This is a genomic window from Pseudomonas sp. stari2, from assembly GCF_040760005.1.
Lineage (GTDB): Bacteria > Pseudomonadota > Gammaproteobacteria > Pseudomonadales > Pseudomonadaceae > Aquipseudomonas.
In genome coordinates this window covers 5,370,251-5,384,942 of the sequence record NZ_CP099760.1, presented here as the reverse complement: position 1 = coordinate 5,384,942, position 14,692 = coordinate 5,370,251, and the positions used below count along the sequence as shown (strand labels likewise).

Genomic DNA, 14,692 nt, shown 5'->3' with positions numbered 1-14,692 from the left:
TTGTTGATACCAGTTCGCAATTTGCGCTGAAGCGGCCCAAGCCATGATTAAACAACGCACACTGAAAAATATTATCCGTGCCACAGGTGTAGGCCTGCACTCCGGGGAGAAGGTCTACCTGACCCTCAAGCCTGCGCCTGTCGACACTGGCATTGTGTTTTGTCGCGCTGACCTCGACCCTGTGGTGCAGATTCCTGCCCGCGCGGAAAACGTCGGTGAAACCACTATGTCGACGACGCTGATCAATGGCGACGTCAAAGTGGACACGGTAGAGCACTTGCTCTCGGCCATGGCTGGCCTGGGCATCGATAACGCCTACGTCGAGCTCTCCGCGTCCGAAGTCCCGATCATGGACGGTAGCGCAGGACCTTTCGTATTCCTGATTCAATCGGCAGGCCTGGAAGAACAGGACGCCGCCAAGAAATTCATCCGCATCCTGCGTGAAGTGACAGTGGAAGATGGTGACAAGCGCGCCACTTTCGTCCCTTTCGACGGGTTCAAGGTGAGCTTCGAGATCGATTTCGATCACCCGGTTTTCCGGGACCGCACCCAAAGTGCAAGCGTGGATTTTTCCAGCACTTCGTTCGTAAAAGAAGTCAGCCGCGCCCGTACTTTCGGCTTCATGAGTGACATCGAGTACCTGCGCAAGCATAACCTCGCACTCGGCGGCAGCGTTGAAAACGCAATCGTGGTCGATGCCGATGGTGTGCTGAACGAAGACGGCCTTCGCTATGAAGACGAATTCGTGAAGCACAAGATCCTCGATGCAATTGGCGACCTGTACCTGCTGGGCAATAGCCTGATTGGTGAGTTCAAGGGCTTCAAGTCCGGCCACGCACTGAACAACCAGCTTCTGCGCAAACTGATTGAGCAGAAAGATGCCTGGGAAGTCGTGACGTTCGAAGACGCCAGCACTGCACCGATCTCTTACATGCGCCCGGTTGCGGCAGTGTAAGTAAAAAACCTCTCTAGTTTTTTGAAGGCCACCTTTGGGTGGCCTTTTTTTATGCTTGTGTTCAGGACGCCAGCACCACCCGGTTACGGCCACTTTCCTTTGCCTGATACAGCGCCCGGTCCGCCGCGAACAACAGTTGTTCCAGACTGATTTCACTCGCCGCCGTCCAGGTGCTGATACCGATGCTCACCGTCATCGGCATTTCATCGCCCTCCATGCGTGGCAATTGCTCGACCGCGGCCCGCACATGCTCGGCTATCTGTTGCGCGCCGACACTGTCGGTCTCTGCCAGGATCACCGAGAACTCTTCTCCGCCATAACGCGCCACCAGATCCGCCGGGCGTCTCACATTGGCGGTAATGACCCTGGCCAGTTCTCGCAGCGCCTGATCTCCGGCCTGATGGCCATGCCGGTCGTTGAATGCCTTGAAGTGATCGGCGTCGATCATCAGCAACGACAGCGATTTGCCCGAGCGTTGGGCACGAAACCACTCGTGCCTCAGCGCCTGATCGAGCATCCGCCGGTTGGCGACGCCGGTCAGGGCGTCGGTGGCCGCCAGTTGCGCCAGTTCATGTTCGGCCCGTTGCCGCAAACGCAGCTCTCGGGCCAGCAGCCAGGTCAGCCACAGCAGGCCGAGGCAGAGCACCCCGGTGGCACCGCTGATCAGAATCGCCGTGCGCTTCCATGCCCCGAACACTTCCTCACTTGATAGCGCCACGATCACCCTTAGCGGCAGGTTGCCGACCTGGGAGTAGGTGTACAGCCGTTGTTGATAATCCATGCTCGAGATGCTGTTGAAACTGCCATTGCCGCTACGGTCGCGCAGGATTCTCACCACATTGGGCCGGTTGGCGAAGCTCTTGCCGATCGAATCGCTTTGCAGATAGGGCTTCTGGGCCAACAGGATGCCGTCGCTGTTGATGATGTTCAGCGTGCTGTCGACGCCGATATCGAGGCTGTTGAACAACTGGTCGAAGTAATCGAGCTTCATTGACGCCACCGCTACGCCCAGGAATTCCCCGGTGTCCGAGGAAATGCGCCGGCTGAAACTGATGCGCCACTGGTTGGCGTCGTCGCAGTCGCAACGGGGCTTGAACGGGCGGCTGATGAACATGCCGGCGTCGCGGTTGAAGGCGTGGGCGAGGAAGTAATCGCGGTCGGCGAAATTGCCCGGTAGCGGTTCGACCCGCGAGGAGTCGGCGATGACCTCGCCATGCTTGTCGAGCAGCAGAATGTCGCCCTTGAAACGCGCCGTGGTGGAGCGGTCGAACAGCGCCAGGTGGCGGATCTGCGGCGACACGTTTTTCAGGTCGTCGCGCTGGGCGGCGGCAATCAGACCTTGCAGGGTCAGGTCGTACAGTTCGACGGTACGCAGCACGTCGGCGTCGATCAGTTGGGCGATGGTGGTGGCGCTGCGAGTCGCCGACTCCTGAGCATTGGCGTGCTCGCGAATCAGCAGAAAAGTCACGATGCACACAATCGCTAACACGCTCAGCAGACTGCCGAGAATCAGCAGCAGCTCAGGACGTCCGGTCTTTCCCGCAGCAGGTGGAGTACGGCTCGCGATCATGGTTGGGTTATCGGTTGAAGAGTCTTATAAGCGTAGTTGTACAAACGTCGCTGCCGCACAGGCAAGAAAAAGGCCAGCGCATAAGGCTGGCCTTTCAACTGTAGCGCCGATCTTAGAAGACGTTGATCGGGTAGTCGATGATCACTCGGTATTCATCTGTGTCGGTGTCCAGCGCGCCGTAACCGTTGCCGCCGCGGTTGGTGGCCCATTGCAGGCGCACCGCAAGATCTTTGGCCTGGCCGCTCTGCACCACGTACTTGAGGTCGATGTCGCGTTCCCAGTGCTTGGCGTTGCGACCTTCGGCGCTGTACCACGAGGCGTAGCCCTTGCTGTCCGGGTCGACTTTGGTCAGGTCCAGTGTACCGCGCGAGTAAGACACCGCCGAGGTCAGGCCCGGCAGGCCGACGCCTGCGAAGTCGTAGGCGTACTTGAGTTTCCACGAGCGCTCGTTCGGGCCGTTGAAATCCGAGTATTGCTGGGAGTTGTCGAGGTAGATGCTGTCGCCCTGGCTGATGTAGTCGAACGGCGTGTTGCCGTTGACCCGCTGGTACGCGGCGGTGACGCTGTGGCTGCCGATACCCACGGTGAAATGCAGGCTGTAGGTGTTGTTGTCGATGTTGCCCAGCAGCGCGTCGCCGGTGTCTTGGGTGTGATAGAAGTGCAGGCCCGGATTGAGGGTCACCAGATCATTCAGCGCCCAGGTGTAGTCCAGGTCGTAGTAGTACTGGTTCCAGATGTCCTTCAGCTCGGCGGCGTACAGGTTGCTGGTCAGGCCTTCGACGCCGCTCCAGGCAACGCCGGCCCAGTTCAGGTGCTGGCTTTTATCGCCCTCGGCGAGGGTGCCGTACGAGGTGCCGATGTGTTTGTGGCCGCTCTGGTTGTACGGTTTGGTGAAGCTGGCCTGGCCACCTTCGATCATCCACCCGTCGAAGCTGTGGTTGGTCAGGCTGACGCCACGGAAGGTCTGCGGCAGCATGCGGCTTTCGCCGCCAGCGATCACCGGGTTGGTGAGGAACAGGTCACCGGCCTTCAGTTCGGTATCGAACGCGCGCATTTTCAAGGTGCCGCCCGCGGTGGAGAACGAGCCCGGCGCTTTGCCGTTGCCGTCGCTGACCGGCAGGATGCTGGAGTTGTCCGTGCCGCCACCACCGTCGAGTTTCAGACCGAGCATGGCGTGGGCATCGATACCAAAGCCGACCGTGCCTTCGGTGTAGCCCGACTGGAATTTGCCGAGGAAACCCTGGCCCCACTCGATGTTGTCGTCCGCTTTCTGTAGGCGGTTGCGATTCATGTAGTAGTTGCGGGCGTTGAGGTTGAGGCTCGAGCCTTCGACAAAACCTTCCTTATCGGTTTCAGCGGCGTGGGCGGCAGGAGCAATCGTTGCGGCGATTGCAATGAACAGCGGGGTGAAGCGGACTGGGTAACGCACTTGCGGTAAAGCTCCTTGGGTCAACTGACACTTCAATGTCTTGAGGTGCGGGATGTTTCTAATGGTAAGAGACGAACCGGACCGCTTTCACACCACAACGAAAAAAGGCCACTGAAAATCAGTGGCCTGGAAGGACGACGGTTGAACGGGAAGAGCCAAACAACCGCGTCGAGGGAAACTGCGCTGTGCGTGACTCAGCTGTCTTTCTCGGTTGCCTGAGTCTGGGAAGTTGCGGCCTGAGGGGCTTGCGTGGCGTCTTGAGCCTTGGCCATCACTTCTGCCTGATGCTGTTCGAATGCGTGAGCGCGAGCGGCATTCTGCGCTACGAACGACTGCGATTCTTCAGCCATCGCCATCGGCGACAGGATCAATGAGGACAAAACGAAAGCGCTGGCAATACCCATACTGTTGGACATCTTGAAAACCTTCTTGCTTGGCAAGTGCTGTTTGGTGCGGGCAAAGATAAGGTTGCCGGGCGCCGGGAAACAGCGTGATTTTCATAAATGACTGTTACAGCAAAAGCAAAGATCCGCAGGGGATGTTCATTCCCACGCAGAGCGTGGGAACGATATGCGGCGGGGTCAGACCGGCAAATGAATCCCGAAGGTATTCATCCCCCGGTCACTGTGCACAAACACATCACCACCATGCATCAGCGCAATCGCCTTGACGATCGCCAGCCCCAGACCGTGGTTGTTGCCACTGTTGCTGCGCGACGCATCGACCCGGTAGAAGCGTTCGAACAACCGTGGCAAATGCTCGCTGGCAATCGGCGAACCGGGGTTGGCCACGCCGATGCTGACCTGATGTTCCTCGACCGCGATCTGCACTTCGATCACCTGTCCCGGCGCGGTGTGCTGCACCGCATTGCTCAGCAGATTGATCAACGCCCGGCGCAGGTGGGCGATCTCGATCTGCACCTGCGCGTCGCCGCTGACCCGAACCTGGACCTGGGCGTCTTCGAGGATGAAATCGAGGTATTCAAGGGTGGTGGCCACTTCATCGGCGAGGGAGGTCGAGGTGAGTTTGGTGGCCTTGCTGCCCTGATCGGCGCTGGCCAGGAACAGCATGTCGTTGATGATCGAGCGCAGGCGTTCCAGCTCTTCGAGGTTGGATTGCAGCACTTCGAAATAATGCTCGGCAGAGCGCCCGCGAGTCAGTGCGACCTGGGTCTGACCGATCAGGTTGGTCAACGGCGAGCGCAGTTCATGGGCGACGTCGGCGTTGAAGGATTCCAGCCGCGAATAGGCTTGTTCAACCCGCTCCAGCGTCGAGTTGAACGAGTCGACGAACTGCTCGAGTTCCGGCGGCAATGGCGACAGGCGCAAGCGCCCGGCCCGCAACGGCGGCGCCAGACGTTGGGCTTCATGGGACAGTTTGATCAGCGGTTTGAGGCCGATTCGCGCCACCCAGTAACCCAATGCCGAGGCCAGCAGCACGCCGATCACCGCCAGACTGATCAGCGCGATCAGCAACTGATGCTGGGTCTGGTGAAGAGCCTCGGTGTCGATGCCGATCATGAAGCGTAGCGGCGGGCGCTGATCCTTGGCCGGCAGTTCGGTCAGCAGCACTTTCAGCGGGTAAGGATGGTTGGGCAGTTGCAGGTCGCGCATGCCCGGCGCACCTTGGGCGAACGTGCGGATCAAGGCATCCGGCTCGCCGAATTCGTACCCCGGATTGCCGCTGACCACCCAGAAATGGATGCGCTTGTCTTCTTCGCCGAGCAGCTTGAGCTTGGCGTTGATCTTTACCCAATGCTCGGGGGTGCCATAGCGGTTGAGCGCGGATTCGAGCACGCTGTAACGCGCATCCAGTTCCGCTTCCGGCAGCAGGCCTAGGCCCTTGTCCACTTGTTGATACAGCGCGCCGCCGATCAACAGGAAGACCAGCAGCGCCACCAGCGTGAACATCCCGCTCAGACGCAGCGCTATTGAGTTACTGGACACCGCGGCTCTCCAGCACATAACCCATGCCGCGGATCGTGTGCAGCAATTTCTCGTCGAACGGCCCGTCGAGCTTGGCCCGCAGGCGCTTGATCGCGACTTCGACCACGTTGGCGTCGCTGTCGAAATTGATGTCCCAGACCATTTCGGCAATCGCGGTTTTCGAGAGGATTTCGCCCTGACGCCGGGCCAGCACACTGAGCAGCGAAAACTCTTTCGCGGTCAGATCCAGCCGGGTGCCGGCGCGGGTGGCCTTGCGGCTGATCAGATCGATCCACAGGTCGGCGATGCTCACTTGCACCGGTTCATGGCCGCCACTGCGACGGGTCAACGCTTGCAGGCGCGCCACCAGTTCGAGGAAGGAAAACGGTTTGCCGAGGTAGTCGTCGGCGCCGTCGCGCAGGCCCCTGATCCGGTCTTCGACCCGTTCGCGGGCGGTGAGCATGATCACCGGCGTCTGCTTGCGCGCACGCAATGCGCGCAATACGCCGAAGCCATCGAGGCCCGGCAGCATCACGTCGAGGACGATCACCGCGTAGTCGCTTTCCAGCGCCAGGTGCAGGCCCTCGATGCCATCGCGGGCCAGATCCACGGTGTAACCCTGTTCCGTCAGGCCGCGGTGCAGATAGTCCGCGGTTTTCTCTTCGTCTTCGATAATCAGAACGCGCATGACCCGCCTCAGTCTGTCGTTGCCAGCGCCGCGACGGGCGATGGTTTGGGCTTGTGGAACAGCCGCTCAAGCCACAAGTATATGACCGGCGTGGTGAACAGCGTCAGCATCTGGCTGACCAGCAATCCGCCCACGACCGCGATCCCCAGTGGCTGGCGCAGTTCGGCGCCGGTGCCGTAGCCGAGCATCAGCGGCAGGGCGCCGAGCAGGGCGGCGAGCGTGGTCATGATGATCGGCCGGAACCGCGTCAGGCATGCTTCGAAAATCGCATCCTGGGGGGCCAGCCCACGATGGCGCTGGGCTTCGAGGGCGAAGTCGATCATCAGGATGCCGTTCTTCTTCACGATACCGATCAGCAGCACCAGCCCGATCAGCGCCATGATCGAAAAGTCCTGGCCGCAGATCCACAGCATGATCACCGCACCGAGACCCGCTGCCGGCAAGGTCGAGATGATCGTCAGCGGATGGACGAAGCTCTCATAAAGCACACCCAGAATGATGTACACCGCCACCAGCGCCGCGAGAATCAGCCACGGCTGGCTGGCCAGCGAGCTCTGGAATGCCTGCGCCGCGCCCTGGAAGTTGCCGCTGATCGCGGTCGGCATGCCGATCTCGGCCTTGGCCTGGTTGAGCAGGATCACCGCGTCGCCCAACGCCACGCCGGGCGCCAGGTTGAACGACAGGTTGGCGGCCGGGAACATGCCGTCGTGGGCAATCGACAGCGGGCCGATGGTCGGCGCGTCGAAGCGGGCCAGCGCCGACAGCGGCACCATTTCCCCGCTCAAGGGCGAGCGCAGGTAGAAATAGTTGAGGCTTTCGGCTTTGCCGCGCTGCGCGGTGTCCAGTTCCAGAATCACGTTGTACTGGTTGACCTGGGTCTGGAACTCATTGATCTGTCGTTGCCCGAACGCGTCGTACAGCGCCTCGTCGACATCGCTGGCCGTCAGGCCAAAACGCGCGGCGGCGCTGCGGTCGATGCTGATGTGGGTGATGCTGCCGCCCAGTTGCAGATCGTTGGAAATGTCGCGGAACGCCGGGATGCTGCGCAGCTTTTCGGTGAGCTTCTGGGTCCAGGTGGCGAGGGTCGGCCCGTCGTTGCTCTTGAGCACATATTGATACTGCGCACGGCTCGGACCGGAGCTGAGGTTGATGTCCTGGCCGGCGCGCAGGTACAGCACTATGCCGGGGACTTTCATCAGTTGCGGACGAATGCGGTCGATGAACTGGCTGGCTGAAACATCTCGGTCACCCCGAGGTTTCAGGGCGATCCAGAAGCGGCCGTTGGCGATGGTCTGGTTGCTGCCGGACACGCCGACCGAGTGGGAAAACGCCTGGACGGCAGGGTCGGCGGCGACGATTTCCGCCATCGCCAGGTGTTTTTTCACCATGTCGCTGTAGGAGATGTCCGCAGCGGCTTCCGTTGTACCGAGGACGAAACCGGTGTCCTGCACCGGGAAGAACCCTTTGGGGATAAAGATGTAACCGCCGATCGCCAGCGCAACCGAGATACCGAACACGCCGATCATCAGTTTCTGGTGGGCGAGAGCGCGGCGCAGGCCCTTCTCGTACCAGCCGAGCAGGCGTTCGCTGAAGCCCGGTTTGTCATGGGCTTGATGCACCGGTTTGCGCATGAACAGCGCGGCGAGGGTTGGCGCCAGGGTCAGCGACACAACCACGGAAATCATGATGGTCGAGGTGGCCGTCAGGGCGAACTCCTTGAACAAGCGCCCGACCACACCGCCCATGAACAGCAGCGGAATGAACGCCGCTACCAGCGAGAAGCTGATCGAGACCACGGTGAAACCGATCTCGCCGGCGCCCTTGATCGCGGCGTCGCGCATGCTGTCGCCGGCCTCCAGATGGCGGTGGATGTTTTCCACCACCACGATCGCATCGTCGACCACGAAGCCCACCGCCACCACGATGGCGACGAGGGTCAGGTTGTTCAGGCTGAAACCGAGCAGGTACATCAGGGCGAAACTGGCGGTCAGCGACACCCCGAGCACCGCCGACACAATCATCGTCGCCGACAGCTGGCGCAGGAACAGCGCCATCACCGCCACCACCAGCAGGATCGCGATCAGCAAAGTGATTTCCACTTCATGCAGTGAAGCGCGGATGGTCTGGGTACGGTCGATCAGGGTTTTGACCTGCACCGAGGCCGGCAGCATGGCTTCGAGGCCGGGCAGGGCGGCCTGGATCCGGTCTACGGTTTCGACGATGTTGGCGCCGGGCTGGCGGGAGATCACCAGGTTCACCCCCGGCCGATCACCGGCCCAGGCCTGCACGTAGGCATCTTCCGAACCGTTTACGACTTTGGCGACATCCTTGAGGTGAACCGGGGCGCCGTCCTTGTAGGAAACGATGAGCTGGCTGTATTCCTCGGGGTGGAACAACTGGTCGTTGGTCGACAGCGTGGAAATGCTCGACTCGCCGTACAGCGCACCCTTGGCGAGGTTGAGGCTGGTCTGCTGGATCGCCAGACGAATATCGGCGAGGGTCAGGCCGATGGCCGCCAGTTTGTCCGCCGAAGCTTGAACGCGGATTGCCGGACGTTGCTGACCGGTGATGTTGATCTGGCCTACGCCGTCGATCTGACTGATCTGACGGGCCAGCAGGGTCTCCACCAGGTCACTGAGTTCGGTGCCGGGCATCTGCGTGGAGCTGACGCTGAGGATCAGCACCGGGCTATCGGCCGGGTTGACCTTCTTCCAGGTCGGCAGGGTCGGCATGTCTTTCGGCAATTTGCCGGCGGCTGTGTTGATCGCGGCCTGCACTTCCTGGGCGGCGGTGTCGATGCTCTTGTCGAGGGTGAATTGCAGGGTCAGCAGGCTGGAGCCCAGCGCACTGCTGGAGGTCATCTGGGTCATGCCGGGGATGGCGCTGAATTGCACCTCCAGCGGCGTGGCCACGGACGATGCCATGGTGTCGGGGCTGGCGCCGGGCAGTTGCGAGGAGACTTGGATCGTCGGAAATTCCGCTTCCGGCAATGGGGCAATCGGCAGGCGCGGGAAGGCAATCACCCCGACCAGTACCAGCGCGATGGTCAGCAGAATCGTCGCCACCGGGTGATCGATGCACCAGGTCGAAACGCCTTTGTGCTGCTTCATGGCTTGGGCTCCGCTTGCACCACCTGCGGCGGCTCGCTCATGACCTGCACGGTCGAACCGGGTTTGAGCCGTGACTGGCCGTCACTGACCAATACGTCGCCGGGGTTCACGCCCTTGATGATGTCCTGACCGCTGCCCTGATAAACCATCTGCACTTGCACCGCTTCAACCTTGTCGCCGTTGACCCGGTACACGAAGTGTTGATCCAGCCCGCGTTGTACGACGGTGGGCGGGACCACCAGCGCATCTTTGTCCAGTGCCGTCTGAATCTTTACCGTCACCAGCAGGCCGGGCCAGAGTTTCTGGTTGGGGTTGTCGAATTCGGCCTTGGCGCGAATGGTGCCGGTGTTGGCGTTGATCTGGTTGTCTATCAGGGTCAAGTGACCTTCGCCGAGCAGGTTGCCGGTTTCGCCGTCGGTGTCGGCGCCGATGTAGGCCTTGACCTGAGCACGCTGCGGATCGTTGATCAGGCTCTGCAGGGTCGGCAGCATTTGCTGGGGCAGGGAGAACTCGACAGCGATCGGGTCGATCTGGGTCACGGTGAACAGACCCTGGGTGTCGGTCATGCGCAGGAAGTTGCCTTCGTCGACCGTGCGAATCCCGACGCGGCCGGTGACCGGAGAGCGAATCTGGGTGTAGGAAAGTTGTACTTGAGCCGCGTCAATCGAGGCCTGATTGCCCTGAGCAGTGGCCTTGAGCTGGTTGACCAGTGCCTGTTGCTGGTCGTAGGTCTGCTTCGATACGCCGTCGTCGACGCTCAGCAGTTTGTAGCGCTTGAGGTTGACCAGAGCGACTTGCAGTTGCGCCTGGCTTTCGCCCAGTTGTGCCCGGGCCTGGTCGAGGCTGGCGCGGATCGAGCGGTCGTCGATGGTGGCGAGCAGGTCGCCCTGTTTTACCAGCTGACCTTCCTTGACCAACAGCTTGGTGAGGATGCCGTCGATCTGTGGGCGCACCACCACGCTGTGCAACGAAAGCACGGAGCCGATGCCGCTGGTGTAGCGGGGGACGTCTTTTTCGCTGACGGCGACGACCCTGACCGGGATCGCAGTCGGGGCGGCGAGTTTGGCCGGGGCGGGTTTTACCGCATACCACAGGCCGGCGGCTGCGAGGGCGATCAGCAGGGTGGCGAGCAGGGCCTTTTTCTTCTGGATTTGCATGCTTGTGGGGCGCCAGGGGGACGGGGTTTGGGCAGGTTTTGTCTTTATAAACTTGTTTGGGGGTCAGGAGGGTGACGGCTAACTGACGGCGTTGTCAGTTTCGGCTTTTGACTTGGCGGCCTTTGGGCCGACCAGGCTCTTGGGGTTTGGTGTGTATATCCGTTTTTTGGGTGTTGCGGCTGGCGGTTTCGCCCTTACGGCGAGTCCCTTTTGGCAAACGCCGGAATGCCGGCCCAGCCCAAAGGAACCAAAAGGTCTGGGCCCCTGCGTTCGGCACCTCGCCTAGGCTCGGTGTTCCTTCGTTCCGGGATTCATCCGGGGGCATCGCCTACGGTTTGCTTCGCTGCACCTCCTCTCGATGCATGCGGCTGCGCCGCACGGTCGCTGCGCTCCCACCCCCGGATAAATCCCTCCACTCAGCCTTCCGATGGGGCCGGCACGTCAAGGGCGGTACTTGAGCTAACGCTCATTGTGTTGAGTGGTGAGGAGCAGGGTGGTGGTGGTGGTGGTGGTGGTGGTGGTGGTGGTGGTGGTGGTGGTGGTGGTGGTGGTGTGATCTCTGGATTTTCATCTTTCCCGGCCCGCGCCATCTACGCTTCTAAAGATCCGCCCCCACCAGCGGATACACGGTGTACAGCCCTGACGCCATTGGGGTGGGTCATTCGGGAGGGTCTTTGCCATGAAGTTGAAAATCGTAATATCGGCTGCGCTTGTCTTGCTTCCGCTTTGTGTCTTTGCCGCGTCGCAGACGAGTTCCGGTGAGATCCGGTTCAGCGGGCGGATTGTTGATTCCGGTTGTGAGGTGGGGCGTGTCGGGACGTTGGGTTCGAGGGAGTCGCGGCAGGTTGAGGTCAAGCCTGGCCTGACGCTTGATGTCGATTCCTATCGCAATGCGTGCAGTCATGAGGCGTTGCCGTTGTCCGTCACGTATGAGGCGCTGAAGACTTCGAGCGACAAGGGCATTGTCACCATCAGTTATCTGTAAGCCGTTCGGCGTGCCGTGCAAATCTTCAGGTGCCGAGGCAGGGCGCGCGGGTATACTGCGCGCCTTCGCGGCTCACTGTTCGGGCCCGACTTTTTGCTTTGCGGAGCTTTTATGACTTCCCCGACCCAACCGCCAGTTGATGACGCTATCAGCGACGTCACGGCCGAGCATGCTGAAACCAACGAAACCAAAGCCAAGATCCCGGCTTTCAAGTTCCCGTTCAAGCCAGGTGACCTGGCGGCTGTCAAAGCGGCCAGGCAGCCGCAGTTCAAGGGCAAGGACGGTGATCGTCATGCCAAGATCCCGGGCGTGGCGCCGTCGGGCACTCGTCGTTCGATGGGCAAGCGCTGATTCACTTCCCTCCTGCAGCCATCGTCTGTGATTTTCGGTCACAGTGATGGCTAATTGCTCAGTTCCTGAGCCAGATCAACGTTTAACCGATGAGTGCGCTTAGAGTCAGCAGCCCTGCCGACTCTTTCCAATAAAACGAGCGCGCTTTCCATGAAGATCAATCTCCCGGTGACCGGGCGCAATGTCGATGTTGCGCCGGATGCGAACATTCTCTCGACCACCGATCTGACCAGCGCGATCACCTACGCCAACGACGACTTCATCAAGATCAGCGGTTACAGCCGCGATGAGCTGCTGGGCACGCCGCATAACCTGCTGCGTCATCCGGACATGCCCGCGCAGGCGTTTGCCCATATGTGGCAGACGCTCAAGCGCGGGCGGTCGTGGATGGGGCTGGTGAAGAATCGCTGCAAGAACGGTGATCACTATTGGGTCAGTGCCTATGTCACGCCGGTTACGCAGAATGGTGCGGCGGTGGAGTTTCAGTCGGTGCGCACGCGGCCGGATGCACGGCAGATTGCGGCGGCGGAGCGGGCGTATGCGCGGTTGCGCGAGGGGCGGGTGGCGCGGTGGCAGCGGCTGCCGGTGTTGGGTTTGCGGGCGAAGATCATGGCGTTGACCAGTTCGGTGCTGGCGGTGGTGCTGGGGATGGAAGCCTGGCTGCGGCCTGAATCCATGGGCATCGAAGCCGCTGCGCTGGTGGCTGGCAGTGGGGCGTGTGCGCTGGGCGTGGGTTGGTTACTGGGGCCCTTGGAGCGGCTGACCGAGCGTGCTCGGGTGATTGCTGATAACCCGTTGAGTCAGGGCATTTATACCGGGCGGCGGGATCAGTTCGGGCAGATCGAGTTTGCCTTGCAGATGCTTGAAGCGCAGGTCGGTGCGGTGGTCGGGCGGATCGGTGATGCGTCGCAACGGCTGGCCGGGCATGCGGCGCAGTTGGCCGATCATCTGCACAGCAGTCATACCAGTACGCTGGCGCAGCAGGCGGAAACCGATCAGGTGGCGGCGGCGATTCATCAGATGGCGGCCAGTGTGGCGGAGGTGGCCAGCCATGCGCAGCAAGCGTCGGTGGCGGCTGATATGGCGGGGACGGAAACCCGTGAGGGGCATCTGTTGGTCGGCGAGAGTCGCAGTGCGGTGTTGCGACTGGCGGAAGAGTTGGGCCGGGCGACAGAGGTGATTCATCAGCTCGAAGGCCACAGCAGCGAGATTTCCGGGGTGCTGGAGGTGATTCGCAGCATCGCCGAGCAGACCAATCTGTTGGCGCTCAACGCTGCGATCGAAGCCGCGCGGGCCGGGGATGCCGGGCGCGGATTTGCGGTGGTGGCCGATGAGGTGCGGGGGCTGGCCCAGCGCACGCAGCAGTCGACCAACGAGATTCAACGGATGATCAGCACCCTGCAGAACGGCGCGCGGGATGCGGTGCTGGTGATGCAGCAGAGCAGCGAACATGTGGATAACAGTGTCGAACAGGCGCAACGCGCGGCCCGGGCGCTGGACGGGATCAGCGGCCGGGTCGAGCAGATCACCGAGATGAGCCTGCAGATTGCCGCAGCGGTCGAGGAGCAAAGTGCGGTGAGCGAGGACATCAACCGCAACATCGTCAGTATTCGCACCGCGTGTGAGCTGACGGTGGATGAAGGGCGCCAGAGCCAGCTCAACTCACAGGATGTGGCGGGGCTGGCGGGGGATTTGCGTTCGCTGGCGCGGGAGTTCTGGGGGCGGAGGCAGGGATCCTAGGCCGCGCGCAGGGAAATGAACGCGTAAGTCTGCGGCGGTTCGGTCACCACCTGTGCCCCGGCCGCCAGCACTTGTCCGGCGACATCATCACCGGAGAGGTGAAACAGCCATTCACTGGAAACGTCGCTCAATGGTTGCGCGGTGACCTGATCGATCACCGAGGCAAACACGCTCATGTCCGGTAGATACGCGGTAAACCCGTCGCCCTTGAGTGCCGTGGTGCGGATACCAAGCGCCCCGCAAATCGCATCCTTGACCCGGATGTCATCGCGATCGGCCTGACGGGAGCGCTGGATCAGCGTGACCAGCTCCTGATCGACCAGCTCGCCACCGACGATCAGTTCAGGTCCCTGTTCCCACGATTCTGGTGGGCAGTCCTTGGCGGCAGGGTTCAGCGAAATGTGCGGATTGATTTCGGCGGGATAGATGCGACACACCAGCGGCCGGCGCTCGTAGATGCGGCACAGCTTGTCTTCGTCAAGATTCCGGCAGGGCCCGACGTTGTAGGCGGCGAAGGTGATGGCCACATGGGCGTCGGAGTTTCCGCTGCGTACCACCGCCGAACGACGCTGCGCATGCTCACGCTGCTGTTCCGGCAGGCCCAGGCCGTTGGCGAGAAACGCCTCCACCAGCACGATCACCTGACCGCCGTCAGCTGCCCACATACGGGTTTCGGCCAGTGTCAGGGGCACATGGTGATCGGTGCAGCATTTGCCGCAACCTACGCAGGAGAACGTCGTATTCATTGAGCGGGCAATCTTCAATCAGGGTGTGAAACGGCG

Annotated in this window: 12 protein-coding genes; 4 read left to right on the top strand and 8 right to left on the bottom strand. The window is 61.4% G+C overall.

Annotated features, from left to right (window positions below):
- The first annotated feature begins 43 nt into the window (after positions 1 to 43).
- On the top strand, positions 44 to 955 hold the full coding sequence (gene lpxC / locus NH234_RS24625) for a UDP-3-O-acyl-N-acetylglucosamine deacetylase (protein ID WP_065261513.1): 912 nt from the start codon (positions 44 to 46) through the stop codon (positions 953 to 955).
- A gap of 61 nt (positions 956 to 1,016) precedes the next feature.
- Here lpxC and NH234_RS24620 read toward each other — a convergent pair whose 3' ends face one another.
- The 7 genes from NH234_RS24620 to NH234_RS24590 form a co-directional block, all read right to left on the bottom strand.
- A complete protein-coding gene (locus NH234_RS24620) occupies positions 1,017 to 2,525 on the bottom strand; it encodes a sensor domain-containing diguanylate cyclase (RefSeq protein ID WP_085733673.1) in 1,509 nt (502 codons plus the stop codon).
- Between the two features lie 112 nt (positions 2,526 to 2,637).
- Positions 2,638 to 3,954 (bottom strand): OprD family porin, encoded by a 1,317-nt coding sequence (locus NH234_RS24615; RefSeq protein ID WP_367254533.1) that lies wholly within the window; start codon positions 3,952 to 3,954, stop codon positions 2,638 to 2,640.
- Positions 3,955 to 4,148: 194 nt separating this feature from the next.
- Positions 4,149 to 4,370, bottom strand: a complete 222-nt coding sequence (locus NH234_RS24610) for a hypothetical protein (protein WP_085733701.1) — start codon at positions 4,368 to 4,370, stop codon at positions 4,149 to 4,151.
- A 165-nt stretch (positions 4,371 to 4,535) separates the two neighbouring features.
- Positions 4,536 to 5,900 (bottom strand): heavy metal sensor histidine kinase, encoded by a 1,365-nt coding sequence (locus NH234_RS24605; protein ID WP_367254530.1) that lies wholly within the window; start codon positions 5,898 to 5,900, stop codon positions 4,536 to 4,538.
- Positions 5,890 to 6,567, bottom strand: a complete 678-nt coding sequence (locus NH234_RS24600) for a heavy metal response regulator transcription factor (RefSeq protein WP_053123617.1) — start codon at positions 6,565 to 6,567, stop codon at positions 5,890 to 5,892. Before NH234_RS24600 ends, NH234_RS24605 begins: the two co-directional genes overlap by 11 nt.
- A gap of 8 nt (positions 6,568 to 6,575) precedes the next feature.
- Positions 6,576 to 9,677 (bottom strand): multidrug efflux RND transporter permease subunit, encoded by a 3,102-nt coding sequence (locus NH234_RS24595; protein WP_367254528.1) that lies wholly within the window; start codon positions 9,675 to 9,677, stop codon positions 6,576 to 6,578.
- Positions 9,674 to 10,834 (bottom strand): efflux RND transporter periplasmic adaptor subunit, encoded by a 1,161-nt coding sequence (locus NH234_RS24590; RefSeq protein WP_367254526.1) that lies wholly within the window; start codon positions 10,832 to 10,834, stop codon positions 9,674 to 9,676. Before NH234_RS24590 ends, NH234_RS24595 begins: the two co-directional genes overlap by 4 nt.
- 679 nt (positions 10,835 to 11,513) lie before the next feature.
- Here NH234_RS24590 and NH234_RS24585 point away from each other — a divergent pair.
- From NH234_RS24585 to NH234_RS24575, 3 genes are all read left to right on the top strand, one after another.
- Complete coding sequence (locus NH234_RS24585) at positions 11,514 to 11,819, top strand: type 1 fimbrial protein (protein WP_367254524.1); 306 nt, start codon at positions 11,514 to 11,516, stop codon at positions 11,817 to 11,819.
- 111 nt (positions 11,820 to 11,930) lie between these two features.
- Positions 11,931 to 12,170: a hypothetical protein gene (locus NH234_RS24580; protein ID WP_085733679.1), complete on the top strand. Its 240-nt coding sequence runs from the start codon at positions 11,931 to 11,933 to the stop codon at positions 12,168 to 12,170.
- A 150-nt stretch (positions 12,171 to 12,320) separates the two neighbouring features.
- Positions 12,321 to 13,910, top strand: a complete 1,590-nt coding sequence (locus tag NH234_RS24575) for a PAS domain-containing methyl-accepting chemotaxis protein (RefSeq protein ID WP_367254522.1) — start codon at positions 12,321 to 12,323, stop codon at positions 13,908 to 13,910.
- Here NH234_RS24575 and NH234_RS24570 read toward each other — a convergent pair.
- On the bottom strand, positions 13,907 to 14,656 hold the full coding sequence (locus tag NH234_RS24570) for a YkgJ family cysteine cluster protein (protein WP_367254520.1): 750 nt from the start codon (positions 14,654 to 14,656) through the stop codon (positions 13,907 to 13,909). The genes NH234_RS24575 and NH234_RS24570 overlap by 4 nt on opposite strands.
- Between the last annotated feature and the right edge of the window lie 36 nt (positions 14,657 to 14,692).

Bases quoted from the DNA above. Each gene is read 5' to 3' on its own strand.
- lpxC (WP_065261513.1), top strand. From the start codon at position 44: ATGATTAAACAACGCACACTGAAAAATATTATCCGTGCCACAGGTGTA.
- NH234_RS24620 (WP_085733673.1), bottom strand. From the start codon at position 2,525: ATGATCGCGAGCCGTACTCCACCTGCTGCGGGAAAGACCGGACGTCCT.
- NH234_RS24610 (WP_085733701.1), bottom strand. From the start codon at position 4,370: ATGTCCAACAGTATGGGTATTGCCAGCGCTTTCGTTTTGTCCTCATTG.
- NH234_RS24600 (WP_053123617.1), bottom strand. From the start codon at position 6,567: ATGCGCGTTCTGATTATCGAAGACGAAGAGAAAACCGCGGACTATCTG.
- NH234_RS24595 (WP_367254528.1), bottom strand. From the start codon at position 9,677: ATGAAGCAGCACAAAGGCGTTTCGACCTGGTGCATCGATCACCCGGTG.
- NH234_RS24590 (WP_367254526.1), bottom strand. From the start codon at position 10,834: ATGCAAATCCAGAAGAAAAAGGCCCTGCTCGCCACCCTGCTGATCGCC.
- NH234_RS24585 (WP_367254524.1), top strand. From the start codon at position 11,514: ATGAAGTTGAAAATCGTAATATCGGCTGCGCTTGTCTTGCTTCCGCTT.
- NH234_RS24580 (WP_085733679.1), top strand. From the start codon at position 11,931: ATGACTTCCCCGACCCAACCGCCAGTTGATGACGCTATCAGCGACGTC.
- NH234_RS24575 (WP_367254522.1), top strand. From the start codon at position 12,321: ATGAAGATCAATCTCCCGGTGACCGGGCGCAATGTCGATGTTGCGCCG.
- NH234_RS24570 (WP_367254520.1), bottom strand. From the start codon at position 14,656: ATGAATACGACGTTCTCCTGCGTAGGTTGCGGCAAATGCTGCACCGAT.